This is a genomic window from Azohydromonas australica DSM 1124, from assembly GCF_000430725.1.
Taxonomy (GTDB): domain Bacteria; phylum Pseudomonadota; class Gammaproteobacteria; order Burkholderiales; family Burkholderiaceae_C; genus Azohydromonas; species Azohydromonas australica.
On record NZ_AUMO01000017.1, the window covers coordinates 208,306 to 232,615 of the forward strand.

The 24,310-nt window shown below is 73.1% G+C and carries 19 protein-coding genes; 12 read left to right on the top strand and 7 right to left on the bottom strand.

Annotation, left to right across the window (positions count from 1 at the left end; all coding sequences use genetic code 11):
* Positions 1 to 102 precede the first annotated feature (102 nt).
* Genes H537_RS0101010 through H537_RS0101040 form a run of 7 tightly spaced genes read right to left on the bottom strand, consistent with a single transcriptional unit; the run spans position 103 to position 11,876 of the window.
* On the bottom strand, positions 103 to 1,110 hold the full coding sequence (locus H537_RS0101010) for a GGDEF domain-containing protein (RefSeq protein WP_028996423.1): 1,008 nt from the start codon (positions 1,108 to 1,110) through the stop codon (positions 103 to 105).
* A gap of 18 nt (positions 1,111 to 1,128) precedes the next feature.
* Positions 1,129 to 7,983 carry a response regulator gene (locus H537_RS56410; RefSeq protein ID WP_028996424.1) on the bottom strand — a complete coding sequence of 2,285 codons (6,855 nt, stop codon included), beginning with the start codon at positions 7,981 to 7,983 and terminating at the stop codon, positions 1,129 to 1,131.
* Positions 7,984 to 7,987: 4 nt separating this feature from the next.
* Positions 7,988 to 10,258, bottom strand: coding sequence for a methyl-accepting chemotaxis protein (locus tag H537_RS0101020; RefSeq protein WP_028996425.1), 2,271 nt, complete (start codon positions 10,256 to 10,258; stop codon positions 7,988 to 7,990).
* The gene (locus H537_RS0101025) at positions 10,255 to 10,803 is read right to left on the bottom strand and encodes a chemotaxis protein CheW (RefSeq protein WP_028996426.1); all 549 of its coding nucleotides are present in this window, start codon (positions 10,801 to 10,803) and stop codon (positions 10,255 to 10,257) included. Before H537_RS0101025 ends, H537_RS0101020 begins: the two co-directional genes overlap by 4 nt.
* Positions 10,804 to 10,822: 19 nt before the next feature.
* Positions 10,823 to 11,188, bottom strand: coding sequence for a response regulator (locus H537_RS0101030; protein WP_028996427.1), 366 nt, complete (start codon positions 11,186 to 11,188; stop codon positions 10,823 to 10,825).
* A 55-nt stretch (positions 11,189 to 11,243) separates the two neighbouring features.
* Entirely contained in the window at positions 11,244 to 11,672 is a 429-nt protein-coding gene (locus H537_RS0101035; protein WP_051241456.1) for a response regulator, read from the bottom strand.
* A 51-nt stretch (positions 11,673 to 11,723) separates the two neighbouring features.
* Positions 11,724 to 11,876, bottom strand: coding sequence for a rubredoxin (locus H537_RS0101040; RefSeq protein WP_028996429.1), 153 nt, complete (start codon positions 11,874 to 11,876; stop codon positions 11,724 to 11,726).
* A gap of 179 nt (positions 11,877 to 12,055) precedes the next feature.
* Between H537_RS0101040 and thiD the strand changes: the two genes are divergently transcribed.
* The 12 genes from thiD to accB all read left to right on the top strand — a co-directional run bounded on the left by thiD (position 12,056) and on the right by accB (position 24,305).
* The gene (gene thiD / locus H537_RS0101045; protein WP_028996430.1) at positions 12,056 to 13,024 is read left to right on the top strand and encodes a bifunctional hydroxymethylpyrimidine kinase/phosphomethylpyrimidine kinase; all 969 of its coding nucleotides are present in this window, start codon (positions 12,056 to 12,058) and stop codon (positions 13,022 to 13,024) included.
* Positions 13,014 to 14,327, top strand: a complete 1,314-nt coding sequence (gene hemL / locus H537_RS0101050) for a glutamate-1-semialdehyde 2,1-aminomutase (protein WP_238446571.1) — start codon at positions 13,014 to 13,016, stop codon at positions 14,325 to 14,327. Before thiD ends, hemL begins: the two co-directional genes overlap by 11 nt.
* 69 nt (positions 14,328 to 14,396) lie before the next feature.
* Entirely contained in the window at positions 14,397 to 15,755 is a 1,359-nt protein-coding gene (gene mpl / locus H537_RS0101055) for a UDP-N-acetylmuramate:L-alanyl-gamma-D-glutamyl-meso-diaminopimelate ligase (RefSeq protein WP_028996432.1), read from the top strand.
* Between the two features lie 76 nt (positions 15,756 to 15,831).
* Complete coding sequence (locus tag H537_RS0101060; protein WP_238446572.1) at positions 15,832 to 16,467, top strand: YqiA/YcfP family alpha/beta fold hydrolase; 636 nt, start codon at positions 15,832 to 15,834, stop codon at positions 16,465 to 16,467.
* Between the two features lie 222 nt (positions 16,468 to 16,689).
* Positions 16,690 to 17,430: a 3-oxoacyl-ACP reductase FabG gene (fabG, locus tag H537_RS0101065; RefSeq protein ID WP_028996434.1), complete on the top strand. Its 741-nt coding sequence runs from the start codon at positions 16,690 to 16,692 to the stop codon at positions 17,428 to 17,430.
* Positions 17,431 to 17,618: 188 nt separating this feature from the next.
* Complete coding sequence (locus H537_RS0101070) at positions 17,619 to 19,664, top strand: ribonuclease catalytic domain-containing protein (protein WP_028996435.1); 2,046 nt, start codon at positions 17,619 to 17,621, stop codon at positions 19,662 to 19,664.
* An 8-nt stretch (positions 19,665 to 19,672) separates the two neighbouring features.
* The gene (locus tag H537_RS0101075; RefSeq protein WP_156901261.1) at positions 19,673 to 20,560 is read left to right on the top strand and encodes an energy transducer TonB family protein; all 888 of its coding nucleotides are present in this window, start codon (positions 19,673 to 19,675) and stop codon (positions 20,558 to 20,560) included.
* Between the two features lie 29 nt (positions 20,561 to 20,589).
* The gene (aroE, locus tag H537_RS0101080) at positions 20,590 to 21,429 is read left to right on the top strand and encodes a shikimate dehydrogenase (RefSeq protein WP_028996437.1); all 840 of its coding nucleotides are present in this window, start codon (positions 20,590 to 20,592) and stop codon (positions 21,427 to 21,429) included.
* Positions 21,430 to 21,444: 15 nt separating this feature from the next.
* The gene (locus H537_RS0101085; RefSeq protein ID WP_211234950.1) at positions 21,445 to 22,260 is read left to right on the top strand and encodes a transglycosylase domain-containing protein; all 816 of its coding nucleotides are present in this window, start codon (positions 21,445 to 21,447) and stop codon (positions 22,258 to 22,260) included.
* A gap of 114 nt (positions 22,261 to 22,374) precedes the next feature.
* Positions 22,375 to 22,983, top strand: a complete 609-nt coding sequence (locus tag H537_RS0101090; protein ID WP_028996439.1) for a hypothetical protein — start codon at positions 22,375 to 22,377, stop codon at positions 22,981 to 22,983.
* Entirely contained in the window at positions 22,980 to 23,492 is a 513-nt protein-coding gene (locus H537_RS40345) for a TlpA family protein disulfide reductase (protein ID WP_043457956.1), read from the top strand. Before H537_RS0101090 ends, H537_RS40345 begins: the two co-directional genes overlap by 4 nt.
* Before the next feature lie 333 nt (positions 23,493 to 23,825).
* Positions 23,826 to 24,305 carry an acetyl-CoA carboxylase biotin carboxyl carrier protein gene (gene accB / locus H537_RS0101100; RefSeq protein ID WP_028996440.1) on the top strand — a complete coding sequence of 160 codons (480 nt, stop codon included), beginning with the start codon at positions 23,826 to 23,828 and terminating at the stop codon, positions 24,303 to 24,305.
* The last annotated feature ends 5 nt before the right edge of the window (positions 24,306 to 24,310 follow it).

The window sequence follows — 24,310 nt, forward strand, 5'->3', positions numbered from 1 at the left end:
CATGGGCGCGGCAGTGTACGCAAACCGGCTGACGTTGCGGCACGTCCAATCGGTTGAGTGCGCATCGCGCAAGAGGGGGAACCAGAAGAAGGAGGACCCGGATCAGAACAGGTCCACGTCCCCCGAGTGCGCTGGCGCCTCCACCACCCCGGCGGCGGCCAGGGCGGAGGGGCCGACGACGCGGTCGCGGCCGCTGGTCTTGGCGTGGTAGAGCGCGCGGTCGGCGCGGTCGAAGGCGGCGGTGGGGATGTCGGCGCTGCGCACGTCGCTGAAGCCGATGCTCACCGTCACGCGGCCTACCTGCGGGAAGTCGAACTGCCGCACCTGCTGGCGCAGCCGGTCCAGCACCGCGATCACGTCCGCCTCGTGCGCCGCGGCCAGCAGCACCACGAACTCCTCGCCGCCGAAGCGGAAGATCTGGTCGTCGAAGCGCAGCACCGTGCGCATCAGCCGCGCCAGCAGCAGCAGCACCTCGTCGCCGATGAGGTGGCCGAAGCGGTCGTTGATGTTCTTGAAGTGGTCCACGTCCAGCACCGCCAGCCAGTGGCGCTGCTGCGTGCGCGTGCGGTCGTCGTCCGCGGCCACCGGCTGCAGCTCGTGGCCGAGCATGGCGCTCATGAAGACCTCGTCGAAGGTCTTGCGGTTGAGCAGCCCGGTGAGCGCGTCGCGCTGCCCGTAGTCCAGCAGCGCCAGGAAGTTGCCGTAGAGCTGGATGATGGCCGCCACGGTGCCCTGGGCCTCGGCGCCCAGCGGCTGCGCGGCGCCGATCTCCAGCACCCCCGTGCCCTGCGCACCGGCCAGCACCGGGAACAGCACGCGCCCCGGCGTCCCGGGCTGCGCCACCGGCTGCTGGCCCAGCACGCAGTCGCGCCACTCGGGGCGGCTGTCCAGCGGCGGCAGCTGCTCGAAGCTGCGCCGGCGCGCGCCCTGGGGCGTGGCGCCGTGCACGCGCGTGAGCCAGCGCACGTCGGGCGGCTCGCCCACGCAGCGGTGCAGCGCCAGGAACTGCGGACGCAGCAGCCCGGCGAGCGTCTCCAGCAGCAGCCCGTCGGCCTGGTCGCGGTCGCGAAAGCGCGTGAGCTCCACCAGGTGATCGACCAGCGACGGCATGCGGCCTCTCTCTTGAACTCAGTTGGGGGCTTGAAGCGCAGGACTGTAGCCTGCCACCAAAGCCAGCAATTCTTCCTGCGCGCAGGGCTTGCCGAGGTAGTGCTCCACGCCCAGCGAGGCCGCGAGCTCGCGATGGCGGGGTGCCCGGCGCGAGGTGATCACGATCACCGGAAGCGCCTGCCAGCGCGGCTCGGCGCGCAGCCGCCGCAGCAGCTCGAAGCCGTCCAGCCGCGGCATCTCCAGGTCGGTGAGCACCAGCGCCGGCGGTTCCTGCTCCAGCAGCGCCAGCGCCTCGACGCCGTCCTTGGCCAGCGCCACGCGGTAGCCCTCGCGCTCCAGCAGCCGCTGCGTGGCGCGGCGCACCGTCAGCGAGTCGTCCACCACCAGCACCAGCGGCGCCGCCGGTTCTTCCACGGCCACCGGCGCCGGCGCCGCGGCCACGCTGCCGGCACCCGGCCCCCACGCCGCACCGCCGCCCACCTGCGCCGCCTGCTGCGCGGCCGTGTGGCGCAGCGCCAGCGCCGCGGGGTTGTAGACGGGCAGCGGCAGCCCGGAGGGCAGCAGGCTCATGCCGGCGAGTCCCGGCAGCGTCGCCAGCTGCGGCCCCAGCGGCTTGAGCACCGCCTCCTGGCGGCCCAGCACCTCCTGCACCTGCAGCGCCAGGCGCTGCTGCGCGCCGCGCAGCAGCAGCACCGTGACCATGCGCTCCGGCGCCTCGTCCGGCGGCAGCGGCCACTGCAGCAGCGGCTCCAGCCGGTGGAACACCGGCGCCTCGATGCCCGCGCCGAAGCGCCCGCGCGCCGCGGCCTGCCGCGCCTCGGCCGCCGGCACGCGCAGCACCTCGTCCACCAGCGCCGCGGGCACGGCCACGGTGGCCTCGCCGCAGCGCAGCAGCAGCACTTGCATCACGGCCGTGGTCAGCGGCAGCTGCAGCGTGAAGCGGCTGCCCTGCCCCGGCGTGGTCTCCAGCACGATGTGCCCGCCCAGCGCCTCGACCTCGGCACGCACCACGTCCAGCCCCACGCCGCGCCCGGCCAGCGGGCTCAGCCGCTCGGCGGTGGAGAAGCCCGGCGCGAACACCAGGTGCTGCAGCGCCGCCGCATCGGGCTGCGCCTCCAGCGCCAGCAGCCCGCGCTCGACGGCGCGGCGCTGGATGCGCTGCAGGTCCAGCCCGCGCCCGTCGTCGCTGCAGCTCACGCTGACCTGCGCCCCCTCCTGCGCCAGGCGCAGCAGCACGCGGCCCTCGGTGGGCTTGCCGCGCATGAAGCGCTCGGCCGGCGGCTCGATGCCGTGCACCACGGCGTTGCGCAGCAGGTGCTCGAAGGCGGGCGTCATGCGCTCCAGCACGCCGCGGTCGATCTCCACCTCGCCGCCCTCGATGTCCAGCCGCACCTGGCGCTGCGCTTCCTGCGCGGCCTGGCGCAGCACGCGCTGCAGCCGCTCGGCCAGGCTGTCGAAGGCCACCAGCCGCGTGCGCAGCAGCTCGTCCTGCAGTTCCCCGGCCAGCCGCGCCAGCACGACCAGCTCGTCGTCGGTGCCTCGCAGGCCCTGGCGCAGGCTGTGCTGCACGCTGGCCATGTCGTCCAGCGACTCGGCCATCATCCGCGCGAGCTCCTGCAGCCGGGTGCTGCGGTCCATCTCCAGCGCGTCGAAGGCCGGTGCCGCCTCCAGGCCCGAGTCGAGCCGGGTCTCGGCCTGCTGCTCCACCTCGCGCAGCTGGCCGCGCAGGCGCTGCAGGTTCTCGTCCAGGTCCGCCAGCGAGCTGCCGAGCTGCTGCATCTCCGCCACCAGCCGCGCGCGCGAGATGCCCACCTCGCCCGCCTGCGCCACCAGCCGGTCCAGCGCCGGGGCGCGCACCCGCACCGTGGCCGCGGGCGAGGCCGCCACCGCGGCCGGCGGCAGCGGCGGGGGCTCCACCGCGAAGCGCGACCAGTCGATGGCCGGCTCGCCTTCCTCGAACGCTTCGACGGCGCTTTCGTCCAGGGCCGGCACCGCGGCCTGCGCCACCGGCTCGGCTTCCGGCAGCGGCGCGTCGGCGGTTTCCTCAGGCGCCGCCTCGCCAGTGACGGTCTCAGATTCGGCCGCATCGAACGCCACGCCGCCGGCGGGAGCCTGCGCATCGGCATCGGCATCGGCCCAGGCAGACGGGATCTCCGCGTCGGCGCCCTCCGCCTGCGGCGTGGTGGCCGCGCGCAGGCGCTCGAACTCGGCGGCCAGCGCATCGGCACGCGCCAGCAGCGCCTCGATCTCGGTGCGCTCCGGCAGGCCGGAGCGGGCGAGCAGCGCCTCGATGGCGCTTTCCAGTGCATGGGCGGCATCGCCCAGCCGCATGGCGCCGGCCAGCCGTGCGCCGCCCTTGAGCGTGTGCAGCGTGCGCATGCCGGCGGCGGCGTGCTCCTCGCCGCCATCCTCGGCCCAGGCACTCAGGCTGTGCGCGAGCTGCGGCAGCAGCTCCTGCGCCTCGTCCTCGAAGACGGGGAACAGCGCTGGGTCCAGCGTCCGCAGGTCATCCTGCGCGGCGGCCGGGGCCGGCGCCCCGGCGTCTATGGGCGCGGGCAGCAGATCCCAGGGCTCGCCCGCCGGGACCGTCTCGTGGAAATCCTCGCCGGTCTCGTCGGCCTCGTCGGCCAGGTCCGGCACCGGCGCCACGTCGTCCGCCGGCATGCCGGCCTCCGCGGGCGTGGAAGCCGGCGGTGCTTCGGCCACGTCGGACAGGTCCAGCCACTGCAAGGACTCTTCGTCCCCCGCCTCGGACACCTTCCCGGCCGTGGCGTCCGGCCCGCCCTGCTCCTTGTCGGGGAGCGGCGCCCGTGCCTCGTCCGCGGCGGACTCGTCCGGCAGCTCCAGCTTCGTGGACTGCGGCGGCGGACCGAAGGGACTGCGCGCCTCCACCGGCGCACTGAAGGGGTTCTGCGCCGTCGGCACGTCCTCGTGCGGTGCCCGCAGGTACTGCAGGAAGGCCGGCTCCACCGGCTCCGGCAGCGTGCCGGACGCGAACAGCGTGAGCATCTCCCGCACGCGCAGCACACCCTCGCCCTGGCGCTGCTTCATCAGCGGCGTGGCGTAGCCCGGGCGCCGGCACGGCGCCATGGTGTCCTCCAGCGTGCGCGCGAGCTGCCACAGCGCCTGGTCGCCCACCGTGGCGGCCATGCCCGCCAGCGCGTGCATGACCACGACCAGCTCGCGCTCCAGCGGCTGCGGCGGCTGCCACTGCCACAGCTTCTCGTGCAGCCGGCCCGACAGCGCCTCGGCCTCTTCGATGTAGATGTCGAACAGCGACTGCGACACCCGCAGCGGACCCACCAGCCGGTGCTCGTCCTCCAGCGGTGCCAGCGTCGCGGCCGTGGCGATGGGCTCCAGCGCGGGCGGCGGCTCCAACACGGCCGGCGCTGCACCGGCGTCTTGCTCCATGTCGGCCGCCGGTGCGGACTCCGGCAGATCAATGTCGAAGTCCAGGTCGAAGCCGGCGTCCTCGTGCTCCGCGGGCGGCAGCGCCTCGCCGGGCAGCGCGATGCGGACCTCGCCGGCATCGGCCGGCACGGCAGGCGTGCCAGCCGCCGGGGGCGGCTCTTCCGGCTCACCCATGTCCAGGAAGATTTCCTCCTCGGCCTCGGCGTCCACGGCAGCCTGCGGCGACGTGTCCGTGCCGGGCAGCCCGGGGCCGAAGTCCAGGTCGAAATCGGCGCCCTCCTGCTCCGCGGGCGGTGGCTCCGCCCCGCCGAACGCCTCGTCCGCGGCGGCCAGCGGGAAGGCCGGCGCCTGGGGCGCGGGCGGCAGGTCGAAAGACAGGTCGAAAGACAGGCCGTCGCCCTCGGCCGGAGGCAGGCCGTCCGGCAGCTCAGGCAACTCCGGCAGCGCCGGCAAACCGGGCAGGTCGGACAGATCGGGAAGATCGGGCAGCTTCGGCCAATCCGGCAGGCCCGGTGCGGCGGCGGACGGCGCCTGGGCCGGCGGCACCGCAGCCGACCCGGCGTCCGGCTCGTCGCCGTCCCCAGCGCCCGCCTCCGCCCAGGAGCCGGCTTCGGTATCGAGCCAGGCGCGGGCCTCGGTGTCGGACCACAGGGTGTCCTCCTCGGCTGCCGGCGGCGCGGCGGGCGAGGCAGCGAGGTCCGGTGCATCGGCGGGCGCCTCGGTGCGTGCCACGGCAGCCGGGGCGTCGGCCTCAGGCCAGGGTGCTTCCGCGGCGGCAACGGCCGGCTGCGCGGCAACCGCGTCGTCCTCGCCCGAGAGCCCCGCACCGGCCTCCGAGGCAGGCATCTCGTCGGCAGGCGGCTCCGCGACAGGCGCCGCCTCGGCCGATGGCGCTTCGGCGACGGCCGTTTCAGCCCCGGGCCCGGCGGCCTCGCCGGCCAGTGCCGGCTCGTCCCAGGTGGCGGGCAGGGTCGAGGCTTGCGCGCCGGCGTCCTCGTGAGGTTGCGCAGGCTCCTCGGCCACGGTGGATTCGGAGGGCGCGGGCCCGTCGGCAGCCGGGACGCCCGGGGCACCCTGGTGCGGCGCACTGTCGGGCGCGGCGGCCACGGGTTCGGACGCCACCGGCGGCAAAGCCGGGGCGCCGCCCAGGCGGGACAGGGCCACGAGCCGCGAAGACAGGGGCGCCGCTGCGGCCTGGTCCGGCGGGCTTGCCACCGTGGGCGCCATGGCCGCGCCCTGCGCGTCCACGTGCTTCAGCAGCGAGGCCAGCTCGATGCGCTCGTCGTCGGTGGCCGATTGATGCAGCGTGACCAGCTGCGTGACGTCCACCAGTTCGGGCAGCTCGGCGGCGGGCGCGTCCCAGCCCGCCTCCACGCCGGGCGGCAGGGCCGGCTCGGTCAGCGCCGGCAGCTCGGGGCGCTCCGTCAGCAGCGGCGGCTGCGGCGCCAAGGAAAGGTCGGGCACGGGCCCGGACGGGAATTCCGCTTTGGCGCCGAGCTCGGGTTCGGGCGTGGCGGCAGCCTTCTCCACCGGCGCTGCAGCGGCTGCCGGTGCGGACGCCGACACCGCCACCGGCGGGACCGGCAGCCCGGGCTCGGCCCAGGCCTTGGCTTCAGTCAGGATCTCGGGGACAGCGATGGCGGCCGGCAGCGCGGCAACCGGCGCGGATGCCGGGCCCGCGGGTGCGGCCGGCGCCTCCATGGCATCCAGCTCCTCGTCGCGCGGCAGGCCCTCGGTGGGCGGCAGCCCCAGCGTCAGGCGCTCGCAGGCCAGGTCCAGCCGGGCCAGGCGCCGGGCCAGGCGCGCGGCCTGCGCGCCGTCCAGCGCCGAGGCCTCGGCCGGCAAGGCCTCGCGCAGCGCCTGCAGAGACGACGCCAGCTCGGGCTGCGACAGCACCGTCAGCACGCCCTGCAGCCGCTGCAGCCGCTGCGCCAGCGCGCGCAGCGTGGCGTCGTCGGGGCCTTGGGCCAGCGCATCGAGCTGCAGCCCGGCCTCGTTGAGCGCGGTGCGCAGCGACTGCCCCAGGGCGGTCAGCGCCTGCCGCTCGGCACCGCGCTGCGCCAGCTCCAGCAGCCAGGCGTCCACCGGCACCTCGGGATGCCCCGTCTCGGCCGGGGCGCCCGACAGCGCCTGCGCGATGCGCGTGGACAGGCACTGCAGCGGCTCGGCGGCCGTCTCGGTCTCGTGCTCCTGCAGCAGCAGCTGCAGCGCCAGCAGCGACTGCGCCACCTCCAGCGCCGGAACCGCCGAGGTCGCTACGCCCGGCTCGGCCATCACGTGCTGCAGCGTCTGCGTCAGCTCCTCCACGGCCTGCGCCTGCCGCGGCAGCAGCTGCCGCAGCGACTGCGCCATCTGCGACAGGGCCTCCCGCTGGCCCGGCCGCGGCGTGCCGGCTGCGGCGGCGTCCCACAGCGCCTGCACCGCGGCGAGCTGGCGCAGCGTCTGCGCCAGCAGCGCGGCGTCGGCCCCGGCCGGCAGCGCGTGCTCCACGTCCACCGCCGGATGCCGCTCCAGCCCCCAGGTCCGGCGCACGCCGGCCAGCCGCGGCGTCGCGCCGTCCTGGGCCTGCACGCCGGCCTGGGCGCAGAAAAAGAGCAGGTCGTGCGCCAGGCGCTGCGCCACGGCGTCGGCGGTGCCCAGCGGGCCGCGGCGCAGCTGCGCCAGCAGCCGCGAGGACACCCGCTTCAGGTGCACCTCCGGCGCCAGCAGCCCCTTGGCCTGCCCCTCGTACATGGCCGAGGCCAGGCCCCACAGCGTGGCCATGCGGCCATCGGCGGCACCGCGCGCCAGCGCGGCGAAGAGGTCGCTCAGCCGCGACGCGGCCACGCTGCGCGCGTCGCGCATCAGCGCCAGCGTCAGCTGCTCGGCCGCGCCGCGCGTGGCGCCGTCGGGCTGCAGCGGCGGCATGCGTTCGTCCGGCGGCAGCGCGTGCCACTGCCAGGGCACGGGCCACAGCTCGGCCGGGTGGATGCGCTCGGCGCCGCTGAGGGTCTGCAGCGTGTTCCACGCCGGGTACAGCGCCAGCGCCGACAGTGGCCGCCCCGCACGCCAGCGCCGCAGGTACGTGCGCAGTGCCGCGCAGGCGTGCTCCACGCCCTCGACCACCGCCACCCCCGGCGGCCCGGCCTGCGCCGCAGCCTTGGCCAGCAGCTCCGCGACGGCCGCCGGCAGCCGCGCCGCCTGCTCGAAGCCCGTGATGCGCAGCGCCCCGGCCACCTGCTGCATCTGGCGCACCGACAGCTGCAGCACCGTGGCCGGATCGGCCTCGGCCGGCGCCGCGCCGCGGCGCAGCCGCTGCAGCGCGCGCGGGACGGCGTCCAGCACGCGCTCGGTCTCGTCCTGCACCCGCGCCAGCGCGTCGGTGTCGGCCCGGGGTTCGAGCGCCGGCGACACGCCGGGCGCCGCGGCGGGGCTCGGTTGCGGATCGGGCCACGCGGTGGCGGAGAGGGAGTGAAGGTCCATCGGCTCAGTAAAGCTTGAAGCGCGCCACGGACCGGCGCAGCGCCTCGGCGCTGCGGGCCAGCTCCTGCACCCGCTGCACGGTGGAGCGGGTGCCGGCCTCGGCCTGTTCGGTGACGGCGAAGATGTGCTCAATGCTGGCCGCCACCACCGAGGCCGATTGCGCCTGCGACAGCGCCTGCCCGGAAATGCGGCCGATGTGTTCGTGAAGCTCGCGCGAGACGCGGCCGATGGCGGCCAGCGCCGCGCCGGCGGCGTCGGTCAGCCGCGTGCCCTGCACCACGCCCTGCGTGGTGCGCTCCATGGCGCCCACGGCGTCCTGCGTGTCGGCCTGGATCGCGCGCACCAGCGCCGCGATCTGGCGCGTGGCGTCGGCCGAGCGCTCGGCCAGGCGCTGCACCTCCTGCGCCACCACCGAGAAGCCGCGCCCGGCCTCGCCGGCGCTGGCGGCCTGGATCGCCGCGTTGAGCGCCAGCACGTTGGTCTGCTCGGTGATGTCGGAGATCAGCTGCGTGATCTCGCCGATCTCCTGCGAGCTCTCGCCCAGGCGCTTGAGGCGCTTGGCGCTGTCCTGGATCTGGTGGCGGATCGCCTCCATGCCGCGGATGCTGTCGTGCACCGCCGCCTGGCCGCGGTCGGCCGCCTGCAGCGAGGCCTGCGCCACCTCGGCCGTGTGCTGCGCCTGGTCCGAGATGCCGTGGATGGTGCCGGCCAGCGCCAGCACCGACTCGCCGCTGTCGCGGATCTCGCGCAGCTGCGCGGTGGAGGCCTGCAGCAGCGCCGCGGAGGTCTGCTCCACCTGCTGCGTGGTGGCGGTCACGCTCGCGGCCGTGTCCTGCACCTGCGCCACCAGGCGGCGCAGCTCCTCGACGGTGTAGTTGATGGAGTCGGCGATCGCGCCGGTGACGTCTTCCTCGGTGACCGGGGCCTGGCGCGTGAGGTCGCCGCCGGCCACGGCCTGCAGCTCGTTCATCAGGCGCAGGATCGCGCCCTGCGTGGCCTCGTTGCGGCGCTCCTCCTCCAGGCGCCGGGCCTCGGCCTCGCGCCGGCGCGCCTCGGCCAGCAGCGCGCGATGGGCCTGGTCCTGCACGTACACGCGCACCAGCCCCGCGCCGCCGCCCAGCAGCGCCAGCGTGCCCAGCAGCATCAGCGCCTTGGCCAGGCCGCCGAAGCCCGCGTCGAGCTCCAGGCGGCGCTGCAGGTCCTCCAGGCCGCGGCGCAGCGGCTCGCTGTCCTGCAGGATCTCCTGGCGCGCCGCGCGCGCGGCGGCCAGCGGCTGCAGCTGGTCCAGGATCACGCCGGCCTCGCGCCGCGTGCGCGCGTACAGGTCCAGCAGCTCCCGCAGCCGCTCGCGCGTGAGGGGGTCGCGCGCCGCGGCCAGGCGTAGCGGCGCATCGCCGTCGAGCAGCCCTTGCGCCAGGGCGCGGAAGGTTTCGAGGTCCTGCTCCAGCCGCTGCGCCGCCTCGGGGCGCGCGTCGTCGGCCCGCAGGAACTGGAAGGCGCTGCGCGGGATGCGCTGCGTGAGCATCACCAGGCGCCCGGCCGCCGAGACCTGCGCCGGCGCGGCCTCGCGCTGCAGCTCCAGCACGGCCACGGCTTCGGCGCTCTCCAGCAGCCGCGCCGACAGCCCGTCGAGCACCTGCAGCGCCTGCGCGGCCTGCGTCAGCCGCGGCTGCTGCGCCAGCACGGCGCGGGCGTTCCTCTCCGCGACCTCCGACAGCAGCAGCAGTTGCGCCACCTTGTGCTGCAGCGCTTCGGGCGCGGGCGTCATGCCGCCGCCCCCGCGCAGGCCGCGCAGGTTGCGGGCCAGCACCTCGGCGCTGGCCTCGACTTCGGCGAAGGCCGCAGGCTGGCCGGCCAGCGCCTGGTTGACCGACTTGGCCAGGCGCTGCGACTGCATCAGCGCCTGCCCGCTGGCGGCCACCTGCGCCGCGCCGCGCTCGGCGCGCTGCAGCGCCAGCATCGTGCCCGCCACCAGCGCCAGCACGCCCAGCCCCACCAGCGAACCCAGCAGCAGCCGGTGGCGCTCCAGGCGGCGCGCGGCGCGGCGCCTGGGCGCGGCGGCGCGGGCAGCGGTATCGACAAAGGGCGATGCGGACGCGGCGGCAGCGGCAGGCGCGGCGCCGGCATCGGCGGCGGCGGTGCTGCCGCCGGGGGCCGCGGCGTTCATGTCCAGGCCCAGCCCGGCAGCGCCGTCCAGCGTGGCGCCCTCGGCCGGCGCGGCCCAGGCCGGGCGCGGCGCGTCGTCGCGGGAGCCCAGGAGCCGGCGCAGGCTCATGCCGCCCCCGGCAGCGGCTGGGCAACCTGCAGGAAATGCGTGTCGCGCGCCAGCGCCGCCAGCCGCAGCGCCTGCCAGCTGCGGCCCTGGCCGTCGCCGTAGAACTCGCCGGCGAAGGCCGGGTGCGCGGGCGCCTCGGCGCCGGGCAGCGGCGCCAGCTGCGAGCCGTTGCGCAGCCCGGCGAGCCGGTCCACGCGCAGCGCGCAGTGCAGGCCCAGCGCGGGGTTCAGCGCCACCAGGCGCGAGGTGTCGGGATGGGGTGCGCCGGCGGCGCGCAGGCCCAGGAAGGCCGCCAGGTCCACCACGCCGTGCAGGTGGCCGCGCAGGTTGAGCACGCCTTCGAACCACGGCAGCGCATGCGGCAGCGGCAGCAGTGGCGGCACATGCGCGTGCTCCACGATCTCGCCGGCCTCCTGCAGCGGCAGCAGCAGCCGCACGCCGGCGCATTCCACCGCCAGCCAGGCCGGTGCCTGGCCCGCAGGCGCCTGCTGCAGCTGCTGCGCCAGCCGGGCCTGGAGCTCCTTGAGGGCGTCCTTGCGGGCCATGGGCGGCTGCACCGGCGGCTCAGCCCAGGGCGCGGATCTTGGCAAGCAGCTCGGCCGAGTCCACGGGCTTGACCACGTAGTCGCGCGCGCCCTGGCGCATGCCCCAGACCTTGTCGGTCGTCTGCCCCTTGCTGCTGCAGATGATCACCGGCAGGTCGGCGTAGCGCTCGTCGCGCGTGATGGTGCGCGTGAGCTGGAAGCCGTTGGCCCCGGGCAGCACCACGTCCATGAGGATCAGGTCAGGCTTTTCCTCGGCTAAGCTTGTGAGCGCCTGCTGACCGTTCTCGGCCGTGCGCACGCTGTAACCCGCCTTGCGCAGCATCTCGCCGAGGTGGTGGAGCTCGGTGCGCGAGTCATCCACCAGCAGGATCTTTTGAATCGGCATCGGGAGTCCTTGGGCCGCGCGAGGTCGGGCGCGGCAACGCGATACGGTAACCCCTTCAGCCGATGGCTGGACCGTAGCGCGCAACTGCCTGCAGCAGCTGGTCCTTGGTGAAGGGCTTGGTCAGGTGATCCTGCGCACCCGCCAGGCGTGCGCGGGCACGGTCGAACAGACCGTCCTTGGAAGTGAGCATGATCACCGGGACCTGCGCGAAACGCGGGTTGCGCCGCAGCAGCGCGCAGGTCTGGTAGCCGTCGAGCCGCGGCATGAGGATGTCGCAGAAGATGAGCGCGGGCTCGAACTCGTCGATGAGCGCCAGGGCATCGAAGCCGTCCTCGGCCAGCAGCACCTCGTGGCCACCCTGGTGCAGGAAGATCTCGGCACTGCGGCGGATGGTGTGGCTGTCGTCGATCACCAGCACCCTCAGCGGCACGGCCGCTGCGGCGGGGTCGAAAGCCGAAGCCGGGACGGTTTCGTCTTCAATCATGGGAGGTTGCCGTCCGCCAGGGCCGGGCGCTGCGCAAGCGTGCGGATCAGCTCAGATCTGCACCATCTCGAAGTCTTCCTTGCGCGCGCCGCACTCGGGGCACGTCCAGTTCATGGGCACGTCTTCCCAACGGGTGCCGGGCGCAATGTCGTGTTCGGGGTCGCCTGCAGCTTCGTCATAGATCCAGCCGCAGATGAGGCACATCCAGGTTCGAGGTTCGCTCACTTGGTATTGTCAATCACTACAATCGACGGGCATTGTAGCCACGGCCCCTGGGCGCCCACCGCGGCATCCGGCCGGGCTGAACATGCCTCTTTTCACAGTCCTGCGCCCGCGCGCAGCAGCAACATCGGCGCAGCGCCGCAGGACCTTCAGGACCACCCATGAACCCCGACTCCAATCCCGCCGCCGTCTCCGACGAAGCGGCGCAGGAAGCCCCTGCGCCCGCCTGCGTGATGAGCTTCAACGCCGCCGATGCCAGCGGTGCCGGCGGCGTGGCCGGTGACGTGGCCACCATCGCTGCCATGGGCGCGCACGCGCTGCCGGTGACCACCGCCATCCTCATGCGCGACACGGCGGAGATCTTCGACCACCACGAGCTCGACGCCGAGGTGGTGACGGAGCAGGCGCGCTCGATCCTGGAGGACGTGACGATCTCGGCGTGGAAGGTGGGCTTCCTGGGCTCGGCCGAGGTGGTGGCGGCGGTGGCGGAGGTGCTGTCCGACTACCCCGACGTGCCGCTGGTGGCCTACATGCCCAGCCTCTCCTGGATCGAGGAGGAGGACAAGCGCGAGCCCTACCTCGACGCCTTCCGCGAGCTGATCCTGCCGGCCACCGAGGTGCTCGTGGGCGGACACCAGACGCTCGCCGACTTCCTGCTGCCCGACTGGGAGAGCGAGCGCCCGCCCTCCGCACGCGAGCTCGCGGTGGCCGCGGCTGAGCACGGCGCGCGCTTCGTGCTGGTCACGGGCGTGCACCTGCAGTCGCGCGGCGGCGAGCAGTACCTGGACAACGTGCTGGCCTCGCCGCAGGCCGCGCTCACGGGCGAGAAGTTCGAGCGCTTCGACACCGCCTTCGTCGGCGCCGGCGACACGCTCTCCGCGGCGCTGGCCTCGCTGCTGTCCGCGGGCACCGAGCTGCAGGCGGCCGTGGGCGAGGCCCTGGCCTTCCTCGACCAGAGCCTGGACTCGGGCTTCCGCCCCGGCATGGGCAACGTCGTGCCCGACCGCTTCTTCTGGGCCCTGCCCCCGGAAGAGGAAGGCGCTGAGGGCCAGCTCATGGAGCCGCCGGCCGAGACCGGCCCCGCCAACGGCAACGACAACAGCAAGGGAGGCTCGCGCCGTGTCCATTGACAAGAACAACACCACCACCAACGCCGCGCTGTTCGAGCGCGCGCAGGCCGTCATCCCCGGCGGCGTGAACTCGCCCGTGCGCGCCTTCCGCGCCGTGGGCGGCACGCCGCGCTTCATCCGCCGCGCCGAAGGCGCCTACATGGTCGATGCCGAGGGGCAGCGCTACATCGACTACATCGGCTCCTGGGGCCCGATGATCCTGGGCCACGGCCATCCCGCCGTGCTCGAAGCCGTGCAGCGCGCCGCCACCGAGGGCTTCAGCTTCGGCGCCCCGACGGAGCGCGAAGTCGAACTGGTTGAGGCCATCATCGAACAGGTGCCCAGCGTGGAGCAGCTGCGCCTGGTCAGCTCGGGCACCGAAGCCGCGATGAGCGCGATCCGCCTGGCCCGCGGCGCCACCGGCCGCTCGCTGCTGGTCAAGTTCGAGGGCTGCTACCACGGCCATGCCGATGCGCTGCTGGTGAAGGCCGGCTCGGGCCTGGCGACCTTCGGCCACCCGACCAGCGCCGGCGTGCCGGCCGAGGTGGTGCAGCACACGATGGTGCTCGAATACAACAACCTGGAGCAGCTCGAAGAAGCCTTCGCGCTGCAGGGCGCGGAGATCGCCTGCGTGATGGTGGAGCCCATCGCCGGCAACATGAACTTCGTGCGCGCCAGCGTGCCCTTCATGACGCGGCTGCGCGAGCTGTGCACGCAGCACGGCGCGCTGCTGGTGCTCGACGAGGTGATGAGCGGCTTCCGCGTGGCGCTGGGCAGCGCGCAGTCGATCTACGCCAAGCTGATCCCGGGCTTCAAGCCGGACGTGAGCGTGTTCGGCAAGGTCATCGGCGGCGGCATGCCGCTGGCGGCTTTCGGCGCGAGCCGCCAGGTCATGCAGCACCTCGCCCCGCTGGGCCCGGTCTACCAGGCCGGCACGCTCAGCGGCAACCCGGTGGCCACCGCCTGCGGCCTGGCCACGCTGCGCGAGATCGCCAAGCCCGGCTTCTTCGAGGCGCTGGCCGCCAAGACGAAGCGGCTGGTGGACGGCCTGCAGGCCATCGGCCGCGAGGTCGGCGAGCCGCTGGCGGGCGACTGCGAGGGCGGCATGTTCGGCTTCTTCTTCGCCGAGTCGCTGCCGCAGAACTACAAGGCCGTGATGGCCGGCGGCACCGAGCGCTTCAACCGCTTCTTCCACGCCATGCTCGACCGCGGCGTGTACCTGGCCCCGGCGATGTACGAGGCCGGCTTCGTCAGCGCCGCGCACAGCGACGCCGACATCGACGCCACGCTCGAAGCGGCCCGCGCCGCGCTGCGCGCGGCCTGATCCGCATCAAGGGGCCCGGCTCCAGGGCCGGGCCCAAACCGCCTTGGGGCGGCTTCTAGAATCCAGGCGATGCACATCCACATCCTGGGCATCTGCGGCACTTTCATGGGTGGTCTGGCGGCGCTGGCGCGCGAAGCCGGACATCGCGTGACGGGCTGCGACGCCAACGTCTACCCGCCCATGAGCGACCAGCTGCGCGCCCTGGGCATCGATCTCATCGAGGGCTTCAGCCCTGACCAGCTCGCGCTCAAGCCGGACGTCTTCGTCATCGGCAACGTGGTCAGCCGCGGCAACGCGCTCATGGAAGCCATCCTCGACGCCGGGCTGCCCTACACCAGCGGGCCGCAGTGGCTGGCGCAGGAGGTGCTGCAGGGCCGCCACGTGCTGGCCGTGGCCGGCACGCACGGCAAGACCACGACCACTTCCATGCTGGCGTGGATCCTGGAGCACGCCGGGCTGCAGCCGGGCTTCCTGGTGGGCGGCGTGCCGATGAACTTCGGCGTCTCGGCGCGGCTGGGCGCGGGCAAGAGCTTCGTGATCGAGGCCGACGAGTACGACACCGCCTTCTTCGACAAGCGCAGCAAGTTCGTCCACTACCGCCCGCGAACCGCCGTGCTCAACAACCTGGAGTACGACCACGCGGACATCTTCCCCAGCCTCGAAGCCATCGAGACGCAGTTCCACCACCTCGTGCGCACCGTGCCCTCTTCGGGCCGCCTGGTGGTCAACGCGCGCGAGGAGGCGCTGCAGCGCGTGCTGGCCAAGGGCTGCTGGAGTGAGGTGCAGCGCTTCGGCACGCGCAAGGAAGAGCCCGGCTGCTTGCGCGCGCGCGGCGAGCCGCATGCCTTCGACGTGCTGCGCGGCGGGCTGAAGATCGCGCGCGTGGAGTGGGGCCTGCTGGGCGAGCACAACCAGCTCAATGCGCTGGCGGCGCTGGCCGCGGCCGAGCACGTGGGCGTGGCGCCGGAGCTCGCGGCCGAGGCGCTGGGCCGCTTCGAGAACGTGCGCCGCCGCCTGGAGCTGCGCGGCGAGGCCGGCGGCGTGAAGGTCTACGACGACTTCGCGCACCACCCCACCGCGCTGCGCACCACCGTCAACGGGCTGCGCCGCCGCGTCGGGCTGGACCGCATCCTGGCCGTGTTCGAGCCGCGCTCCAACACCATGAAGCTCGGCACCATGAAGGCCCAGCTGCCCTGGGCGCTGGAAGAGGCCGACCTGAGCTTCTGCCACTCCGGCGGCCTGGGCTGGAACGCGGCCGAGGCCCTGGCCCCGATGGGCGAGTTGGCCATCGTCAGCGACGACATCGACGCGCTGGTCAAGGCGGTAGTCAAAGCCGCACGGCCGGGCGACCACATCCTGTGCATGAGCAACGGCAGCTTCGGCGGCATCCACGACAAGCTGCTGCAGGCGCTGGGGAAGAAGGCGTGAGCGCCCCCGCACGGCCGCTCCGAAGGGGGCGCTCCGTCCCGCTCGTCGGGACCGCGCGCAGCGCGAGGGTGCACCAGTGAGCGCCTCTGCCGCGCCTGCGGTGCAGGCCGCGGCGCCTCTCACGCACCTGCTCTATTTGCACGGCTTCCGCTCCTCGCCGCGCTCGTTCAAGGCGCAGCGCATGCAGGCGTGGATGCAGCAGCACCAGCCCGACGTGCACTGGTGGTGCCCGCAGCTGCCGCCCTCCCCGCGCGAGGCCGTCGAACTGCTGGAACGGGGCACGGCGGACTGGCCGCGCGAGGGCATGGCCGTGGTGGGCAGCTCACTGGGCGGCTTCTATGCCACCGTGATGGCCGAGCGCCTGGGCTGCCGCGCCGCGCTGATCAACCCGGCGGTGGAGCCCGCGCGTGACCTTGCCAAGTACATCGGCGAGCAGACCGCGTTTCACGATCCGCAGCAGCATTTCTTCTTCCGGCCCGAGTTCGTGGACGAGTTGCGCGCGCTGCACCCGCCGGCCGTCACGCGCCCGCAGCGCTACCTGGCACTGGTGGCCACGGGCGACGAGGTGCTGGACTGGCGTGAAATGGCCGCGCGCTATGCGCAATGCCAGCTGCACGTCATCCAGGGCAGTGACCATGCGCTGTCGGATTTCGACGCCCACCTGCCGCAGCTGCTGGCGTTCCTGGGCCTGTCCGGCAACACCCGGGGCTGAGGGCGGCGCAACACCGCGCGCGCAGGGGCGGGGCCGGGGGAACATTGATTGCCCGCAAGGCCGCTGCAGTTCTCGGCCCGTCGGGGGCTCTTCCCATCCCGGCCCTTCCAGCAGTACGGAAGCCGTGTGGCACCATGGATGCGCGCGCATCGGCCCAGGCGGCGCGGCATGGCATGACGTGACCGCGGAGGCCGGTGTCGCTCACTTTCCTGGAGCTCGTTCATGCGTTTGAAAGACAAGATCTGCATCGTCACCGGCGCCGCTCAGGGCATCGGGCTGGCCACGGCGAAGAAGTTCTGCGCCGAAGGGGCGGTGGTCGTGCTGTGCGACATCCGGCCCGAGGCGGTCGATGCCGCCGTGGGGCAGTGCCTGGACACCGGTGGCCGCGCCGAGGGCCAGGTGCTCAACGTCACCGACCGCGCCCAGGTCGACGCCATGGTGGCGGCCGTGAAGGCGCGGCACGGGCGCATCGACGTGCTGGTCAACAACGCCGGCATCACCAAGGACGCGCGGCTGCAGAAGATGACGCTGGAGCAGTTCGACGCCGTGATCGACGTCAACCTGCGCGGCGTCTTCCACTGCTCGCAGGCGGTGGCCGACACGATGGTGGCGCAGGGCAGCGGCGTGATCCTCAACGCCTCCAGCGTGGTGGGCCTGTACGGCAATTTCGGCCAGACCAACTACGCCGCCAGCAAGTTCGGCGTCATCGGCTTCACCAAGACCTGGTCGCGCGAGCTGGGCCCCAAGGGCGTGCGCGTCAACGCGGTGGCGCCGGGCTTCATCCAGACGCCCATCCTCGACACCATCCCGCAGAAGGTCATCGACCAGCTCGTGGCGCAGGTGCCGCTGGGCCGCCTGGGCAAGCCCGAGGAGATCGCCAACACCTACGCCTTCCTCGCCAGCGACGAGGCCAGCTACATCAACGGCGTGGTGATCGAGGTCGGCGGCGGGCTGACGGTCTGAGGCGATCTTCCCGTTCGGGCTGAGCCCTTCGACAGGCTCAGGACAGGCCTGTCGAAGCCCCGCAGCGACCTCCGAGCGCCGGCCCTTCGACAAGCTCAGGGCGAACGGGAACCTCTCCCCGCCCCGCAACAAGCGCGTACACCCCTGCCCCGGCGGGCCTTGCGGCCGCTGCGGCGACAATACGGGGGATGTACGCCCTGTTCGATGAAGCCGGCAAATTCCTCGCCGGCCGTGTGATGTCCGAAGCCGAGAGCTCGCTGCAGGTCGAGCTGGACTCCGGCAAGCGCGTCAAGGTCAAGGCCGCCAACGTGCTGCTGAAGTTCGACAAGCCCGCGCCGGCTGAGCTCATGAGCCGCGCCCAGGCCATCGCCCCCGAGATCGATCTCGACCTGGCCTGGGAATTCGCCCCGGAAGGCGAGTTCGGCTTCGCGGCGCTGGCCCGCGACTACTTCAGCGCCAATGCCTCGCTGGAGCAGCAGGTGGCGGCGCTGCTGCGGCTCTTCGAGGCCCCGCACTACTTCCGCCGCGCCGGCAAGGGCCTGTTCAAGAAGGCGCCCGAGGAGATCGTCAAGGCCGCGCTGCTGGGCATCGAGCGCAAGAAGCAGCTCGCGGCACAGATCGAGGCCTGGGCCGCCGAGCTGGTGGCCGGCACCTGCCCGCAGCCCATCCGCGAGCAGCTCTACAAGATCCTGTTCCGCCCCGACAAGAACGCCGCCGAATACAAGGCCGTGGTGGACGCCGCCAAGCAGGCGCAGCGCGCGCCGCTGGACCTGCTCAAGGACGCCGGCGCCATCAGCAGCCCCTACCAGTTCCACTGGCGGCGCTTCCTGTTCGAGATGTTCCCCAAGGGCACCGGCTTCCCCGCGCTGCAGGCGCCGGCGATCAAGGAGGAGCTGCCCCTGGCGCCGGTGGCCGCGTTCTCCATCGACGACTCGGCCACGACCGAGATCGACGACGCCCTGTCCGTGCAGGGGCTGGGCAGCGGCACGGTGGTGTTCGGCGTGCACATCGCGGCGCCGGGGCTGGCGATCCAGCCCGATACGCCGGTGGACAAGGTGGCGCGCGACCGGCTCTCCACCGTCTACATGCCGGGCTGGAAACTGACCATGCTGCCCGACGAGGTGGTGCAGGCCTACACGCTGATCGAAGGCCGCGACTGCCCGGCCGTGAGCCTGTACGTCACCTTCGACGAGGCGACGCTGGAGATCCGCAGCCGCGAGACGAAGCTGGAGCGCGTGCCCATCGCGCGCAACCTGCGCCACGACCAGCTCGATGACGTCATCACCGAGGCCACGCTCACCGGCGAGGCGCCGGCCGACTACGAGTTCGCGCCGGAGCTGGCTTTCACCTTCCGCCTGGCCAAACATCTGAAGGCCCAGCGCGAGGTGGTGCGCGGCAAGCCCGAGACCTTCAACCGCCCGGACTACAACTTCCGGCTGCTGGACAACGCGAGCGAGCCCACCGGCGACGAGACGGTGCAGATCAGCACGCGCCGCCGCGGCGCGCCGCTGGACCTGATCGTCTCGGAAGCCATGATCCTGGCCAACAGCAGCTGGGGCGGCTGGCTGGCCGAGTGCGGCGTGCCGGGCATCTACCGCAGCCAGGCCAGCCTGGCCCCGGGCATCAAGGTGCGCATGGGCGTCAAGCCCGCGCCGCACGCGGGCATGGGCGTGGCGCAGTACACCTGGGCCACCTCGCCGCTGCGCCGCTACGTGGACCTGGTCAACCAGTGGCAGATCATTGCCTGCGCGCGCCACGGGCGCACCGCACCGCTGTCCGCGCCCTTCAAGCCCAAGGATGCGAGCCTGTTCTCCATCATCTCGGGCTTCGATGCCGCCTACGGCGCCTACAACGACTTCCAGCACGGCATCGAGCGCTTCTGGACCCTGCGCTGGCTGCAGCAGAACGGCGTGACGGAACTCGACGCCGCGGTGCTCAAGGACGGCCTGGTGCGTGCCGACACGCTGCCGCTGGTGTTCCGTGCCCTGGGCTGCGAGGGCCTGCCGCGCGGCGCGCACGTGCGCGTGCGCGTCACCGGCTGCGACCTGCTGACGCTGGACCTGCATGCCAGCCTGCTGGCGCGCCTGGACGACACCGCGCCCGCCGCAGGCCTGGCCGAGCCCGAAGCCGAGGAGGCCGAGGAGGAAGAGACCAGCGGTCCGCTGGCGCTGGCCATCGACGTGGCCGACGCCGACGCCACCGCGGCGGCCGAGCCGCCCGCTGCCGCCGCCTGAGGCTGCCCATGCGCGCCCTGCGATGGCCGGCACTGAGCCCGCTGCAGTGGGCGCTGGGGCTGTCGCTGGCGCTGCATGCCGGGCTGCTGGCGGTGCGCGTGGCCGATCCGCAGGCGTTCGCGCGCATGTTCCAGGACGCGCCGCTGGAAGTGGTGCTGGTCAACGCCCAGGCACAGATACCGCCCAAGCGCTCGCAGACGCAGGCGCTGGCGCAGCACCACCTGGCCGGCGGTGGCGGTGGCGATGCCGAGGCCGGGCGCGCCACTTCGCCGCTGCCCGCCTCCACCATCGAGGCGCACGGCGACGCCAGCGAGGACGCGCAGCGCCAGATCGAGCAGCTGCAGGCGCAGCAGCAGCAGTTCCTGGCGCAACTGCGCGCGGAGGTGCAGCAGCTGCCGCCGCCCGATCCGCAGCGCGACCAGGGCCAGCCCAAGGCGCAGGAGCTGGAGGAACGCCGGCGCCGGCTGCTGCGCCAGCTCGCCGAGATCGAGCGCCGCGTGAACGAGGAAAACGCCCGGCCGCGCAAGCGCTACGTCAGTCCCGCCACGCGCGAGGTGCCCTATGCGCGCTACTACGACGCGCTGCGCCGGCGCATCGAGGCCCGTGGCACTCAGGACTTCCCGCACGTGCAGGGCAAGAAGCTCTACGGCGAGCTGACCATGGGCATCACCGTGGACACCCAGGGCCGCGTGCTGGGGATGGAGGTGCTCAAGCCCTCGGGCCAGCCGCTGCTGGACCGCCGCGCCCAGGCCATCGTCCAGGCTGCCGCGCCCTACGGCAACTTCGGCCCCGAGCTGCGCACGCTGGCCGACCTGCTCGTCATCACCGCGCGCTTCCGCTTCACGCGCGAGGAAGGCGTGGAAGCCATCCCGCTGGGCGGTAGCGGCACGCCCTGAACTGAAGAACCCCTTTTCCATCCCGTCCCATGACCGACCTCGACCGCTACGCCGTCTTCGGCCACCCCGTGCAGCACAGCCTGTCGCCACAGATCCACCAGGCCTTCGCCGAGCAGACCGGGCAGCGCCTGGCCTACACCCGGCTGTGGGCGCCGCTGGACGGCTTCGAGGCCGTGCTGCGCGCCTTCGTCGCCGGCGGCGGGCGCGGCGCCAACGTGACGGTGCCGTTCAAGTTCGAGGCGCTGCGTCTGGCCACGCGGCGCAGCGCGCGCGCGGAGCTGGCGCAGGCGGCCAACGTGCTCACCTTCGACGGCGAGCAGATCCAGGCCGACAACAGCGACGGCGTGGGCCTGGTGCGCGACATCGAGACCGGCGCCGGCCGCCCGCTGGCGGGCCAGCGCGTGCTGCTGGTGGGCGCGGGCGGCGCGGGCGCGGGCGTGCTGGGCCCGCTGCTGCAGGCGGCGCCGGCGGAGCTGGTGGTGGTCAACCGCACGGACGAGCGCGCGCAGGACCTGGTGCTGCGCCACACCGAGCTGGCGCGGGAGAGCGGCGTGCGGCTGCACACGGCCTTGATGCAGGCGCCGGGCGCGGGCTTCGACGTGGTGATCAACGCCAGCGCCAGCAGCCTGGAGGGCGCCGCGCCCTCCCCCGTGCCGGAGACGGTGCTGCGTCCGGGCACCCTGGCCGTGGACCTGATGTACGGCCCCAAGGCGCAGCCCTTCATGGACTGGGCGCGCCAGCACGGTGCCGAGCCGCGCGACGGCCTGGGCATGCTGGTGGAGCAGGCCGCGGAGGCCTTCGAGCTCTGGCGCGGCGTGCGTCCCGACACGGCCCCGGTGATGGCGGCGCTGCGCGCGCTCAAGGGCTGAGTGGGCCGGCAGCCGATGGGAGCGGTCTCACCGGTCCGTGCAGTCCAGGCCGGCAAGGCGCGCGGCGTGCTGCGCCAGGCGGCGCGGCTGCTGGCGCTGCTGGCGATCTGCGTGCTGGCGCTGCAGCTCTACTTCGTCGGGCGCATCGCGCTGATGCGCTGGGTCGCTCCAGCCTCCACCACCTTCGAGCGCAGCGAGGCCTGGCGGCTGCTGCGCGAGGACGGCCGCATCGCCTGGGCGCAGCAGTGGGTGGACGGCGAACGCATCTCGCCGCACCTCAAGCGCGCCGTGATCGCCAGCGAGGATGCGGGCTTCAACCAGCACGGCGGCGTGGAGTGGGATGCGATCGAGGGCGCCTGGAACAAGAACCAGCGCGCGCAGGCGCGCGTGGAAAGGCTCAACGAGCAGGCCAGCCGGCGCGCCGCCGCGCGCGGGCGCGAGCCGCCGCCGGCGGCGGCGCCCAAGGTCATCGGCGGCTCCACCATCACGCAGCAGCTGGCGAAGAACCTGTTCCTGGATGGCGAGCGCACGCTGGTGCGCAAGGGGCAGGAACTCTTCATCACGCTCACGCTGGAGGCGCTGCTGGACAAGCGCCGCATCCTGGAGATCTACCTCAACCACGTCGAATGGGGCGAGGGCGTGTTCGGCGCACAAGCCGCGGCGCGGCACTACTTCCGCGTGGACGCGGCCAATTTGAATCTGGCCTCGGCGGCACGGCTGGCGGTGATGCTGCCGGCGCCCAAGCGCTTCGAGCAGCGGCCGGCCTCGCCGTACCTGGTCTCGCGCGCCGCCACCATCGCCGCGCGCGCCGGCGCGGTGCAGCTGCCCTGAGGCCGCCGGCGTTGCCGCCCGGCCCGGCCGCGTCCCCGGGACGAGCCCGCCCCATGGGCGCTGCAGTATCAGGGTTGGTACGGAGGCCGGGCCCGGCTTCCTAGAATGGACCACATGGCTACAGCACAGAGCGCCGAACTCGCCGCCGCCGCCGCAAGGCTGGTGGTCGAGGAAGGCATGGAATACGGGCCGGCCAAGAAGCGCGCCGCGCGCGACCTGGGCCGCGGGCGCAGCACCGAGCTGCCCAGCAACGAGGCGGTGGAGGAACAGGTGCGCGAGTACCTGCAGATTTTCTGCGCCGACACCCAGCCCGGCGAGCTGGCGGCGCTGCGCCGGCTGGCGCTGCGCTGGATGCAGCGGCTGGCGGAGTTTCGCCCGCACCTGGCAGGCGCGGCCTGGCGCGGCACGGCCACGCGGCTGTCCAGCGTGCACCTGGACCTGTACTGCGACGACCCCAAGTCGGCCGAGATCGGCTTGCTGAACCAGGGCATCGACTACGAGCTGGTGGGCCAGCAGTCCCGCGGCTCGGGCCAGGACCCTTACGACGTGCTCAGCGTCGGCAGCCGCAGCGAGGAGTTGGGCGAAGTTGTCACCATTTTCCTGCACATTCGCGACCATGACGAGCTGCGCGGCGCGCTCAAGCCCGATGCCACGGGCCGCACGCTGCGCGGCGACACCGCGGCGCTGCGCCGGCTGCTGGAAGCACAGGACGACGCGGCATGAGGCGCCGCCTCTGGCTCACCACGGCCGCCGTGGCGGCCGCGGGCGGCGCGGGCCTGGCCTGGTGGCGCATGCAACCGCGCGGCCAGCCGGTGCCGCAGGCCGTGTGGACGCTGCAGCTGGAGCGTCCGCAAGGGGGCAGCCTGGCGCTGTCCACACTGCGCGGCCAACCGCTGCTGCTGAACTTCTGGGCCACCTGGTGCCCGCCCTGCGTCAAGGAAATGCCCGAGCTTGACCACTTCAGCCGTGACTTCGCCCAGCGCGGCGGCCGCGTGCTGGGCGTGGCCATCGACGGTGCGGCGCCGGTGCGCGATTTCCTGCAACACCGTCCCGTGAGCTACGACATCGTGCTGGCGGGCTTGGCCGGTAGCGAGCTGATGCGCCAGCTCGGCAACCAGGCCGGCGTACTGCCCTTCAGCGCGCTGCTGGATGCTGGCGGCAACTTGCGCAAGCAGCACAGCGGCGAGACGACTCGCGAAGAGCTCTCGCGCTGGGTGGCCGATCTCGGGTAAAACCCTGAGCCGGCCCGACTGCGAACGTAACAGAGAGTGTCTTTGGGCGTAACCGATTGTTGAGCCTGCTCAACAAGTCGGTAGGCCGATTTTTTGCGAACGCGTCGGCAACCGCATGCAAAACGCGTAAAGTTCGGCCCTTTGCATTTTTGGGGTGGGTTCAACCCGCACCAAAAACGACGTCCGGCATCCGGGAAGCTGTTACTTTTTGCAAGCTGCCTGGCCGCCGTGAAGACGGCAGTTGCCGGACGTTGAGGACGTGTACCAACGCATTGAAAAGGTGCAGCAGCCGTGAGGAGTTTGCGGCTGCCACCGAAGGCCCTGGAGAAGCTGATGGACCTGCGCAAGCTCAAGACCTTGATCGACCTCGTGTCGGAATCGAACATCTCCGAGCTGGAGATCACGGAGGCCGATGGCAAGGTCCGCATCGTCAAGGCCGACCCGGCCGCCGCCGCGATGGCAGCGGCGGGCGTGGCGGCGCCGGCCCCGGTGCTGCAAATGGCCCCAGCGCAGCTGGCGCCCGTGGCAGCGCAGCCGGCGGCAGCGCCCCAGGCCGCCGCAGCGCCGGCGGCCATCACGGGCCACGTGGTGAAGTCGCCCATGGTGGGCACGCTCTACCGCGCTTCCACCCCGGGCGGCAAGCCGTTCGCGGACGTCGGCCAGGCCGTCAAGGAAGGCGAGACGATCTGCATCATCGAGGCCATGAAGATCATGAACGAGATCGAGGCCGACAAGACCGGCACCATCACGCAGGTGCTGTGCGAGAACGGCCAGGCGGTGGAATACGGCCAGCCGCTGTTCGTCATCGAGTGATCCGG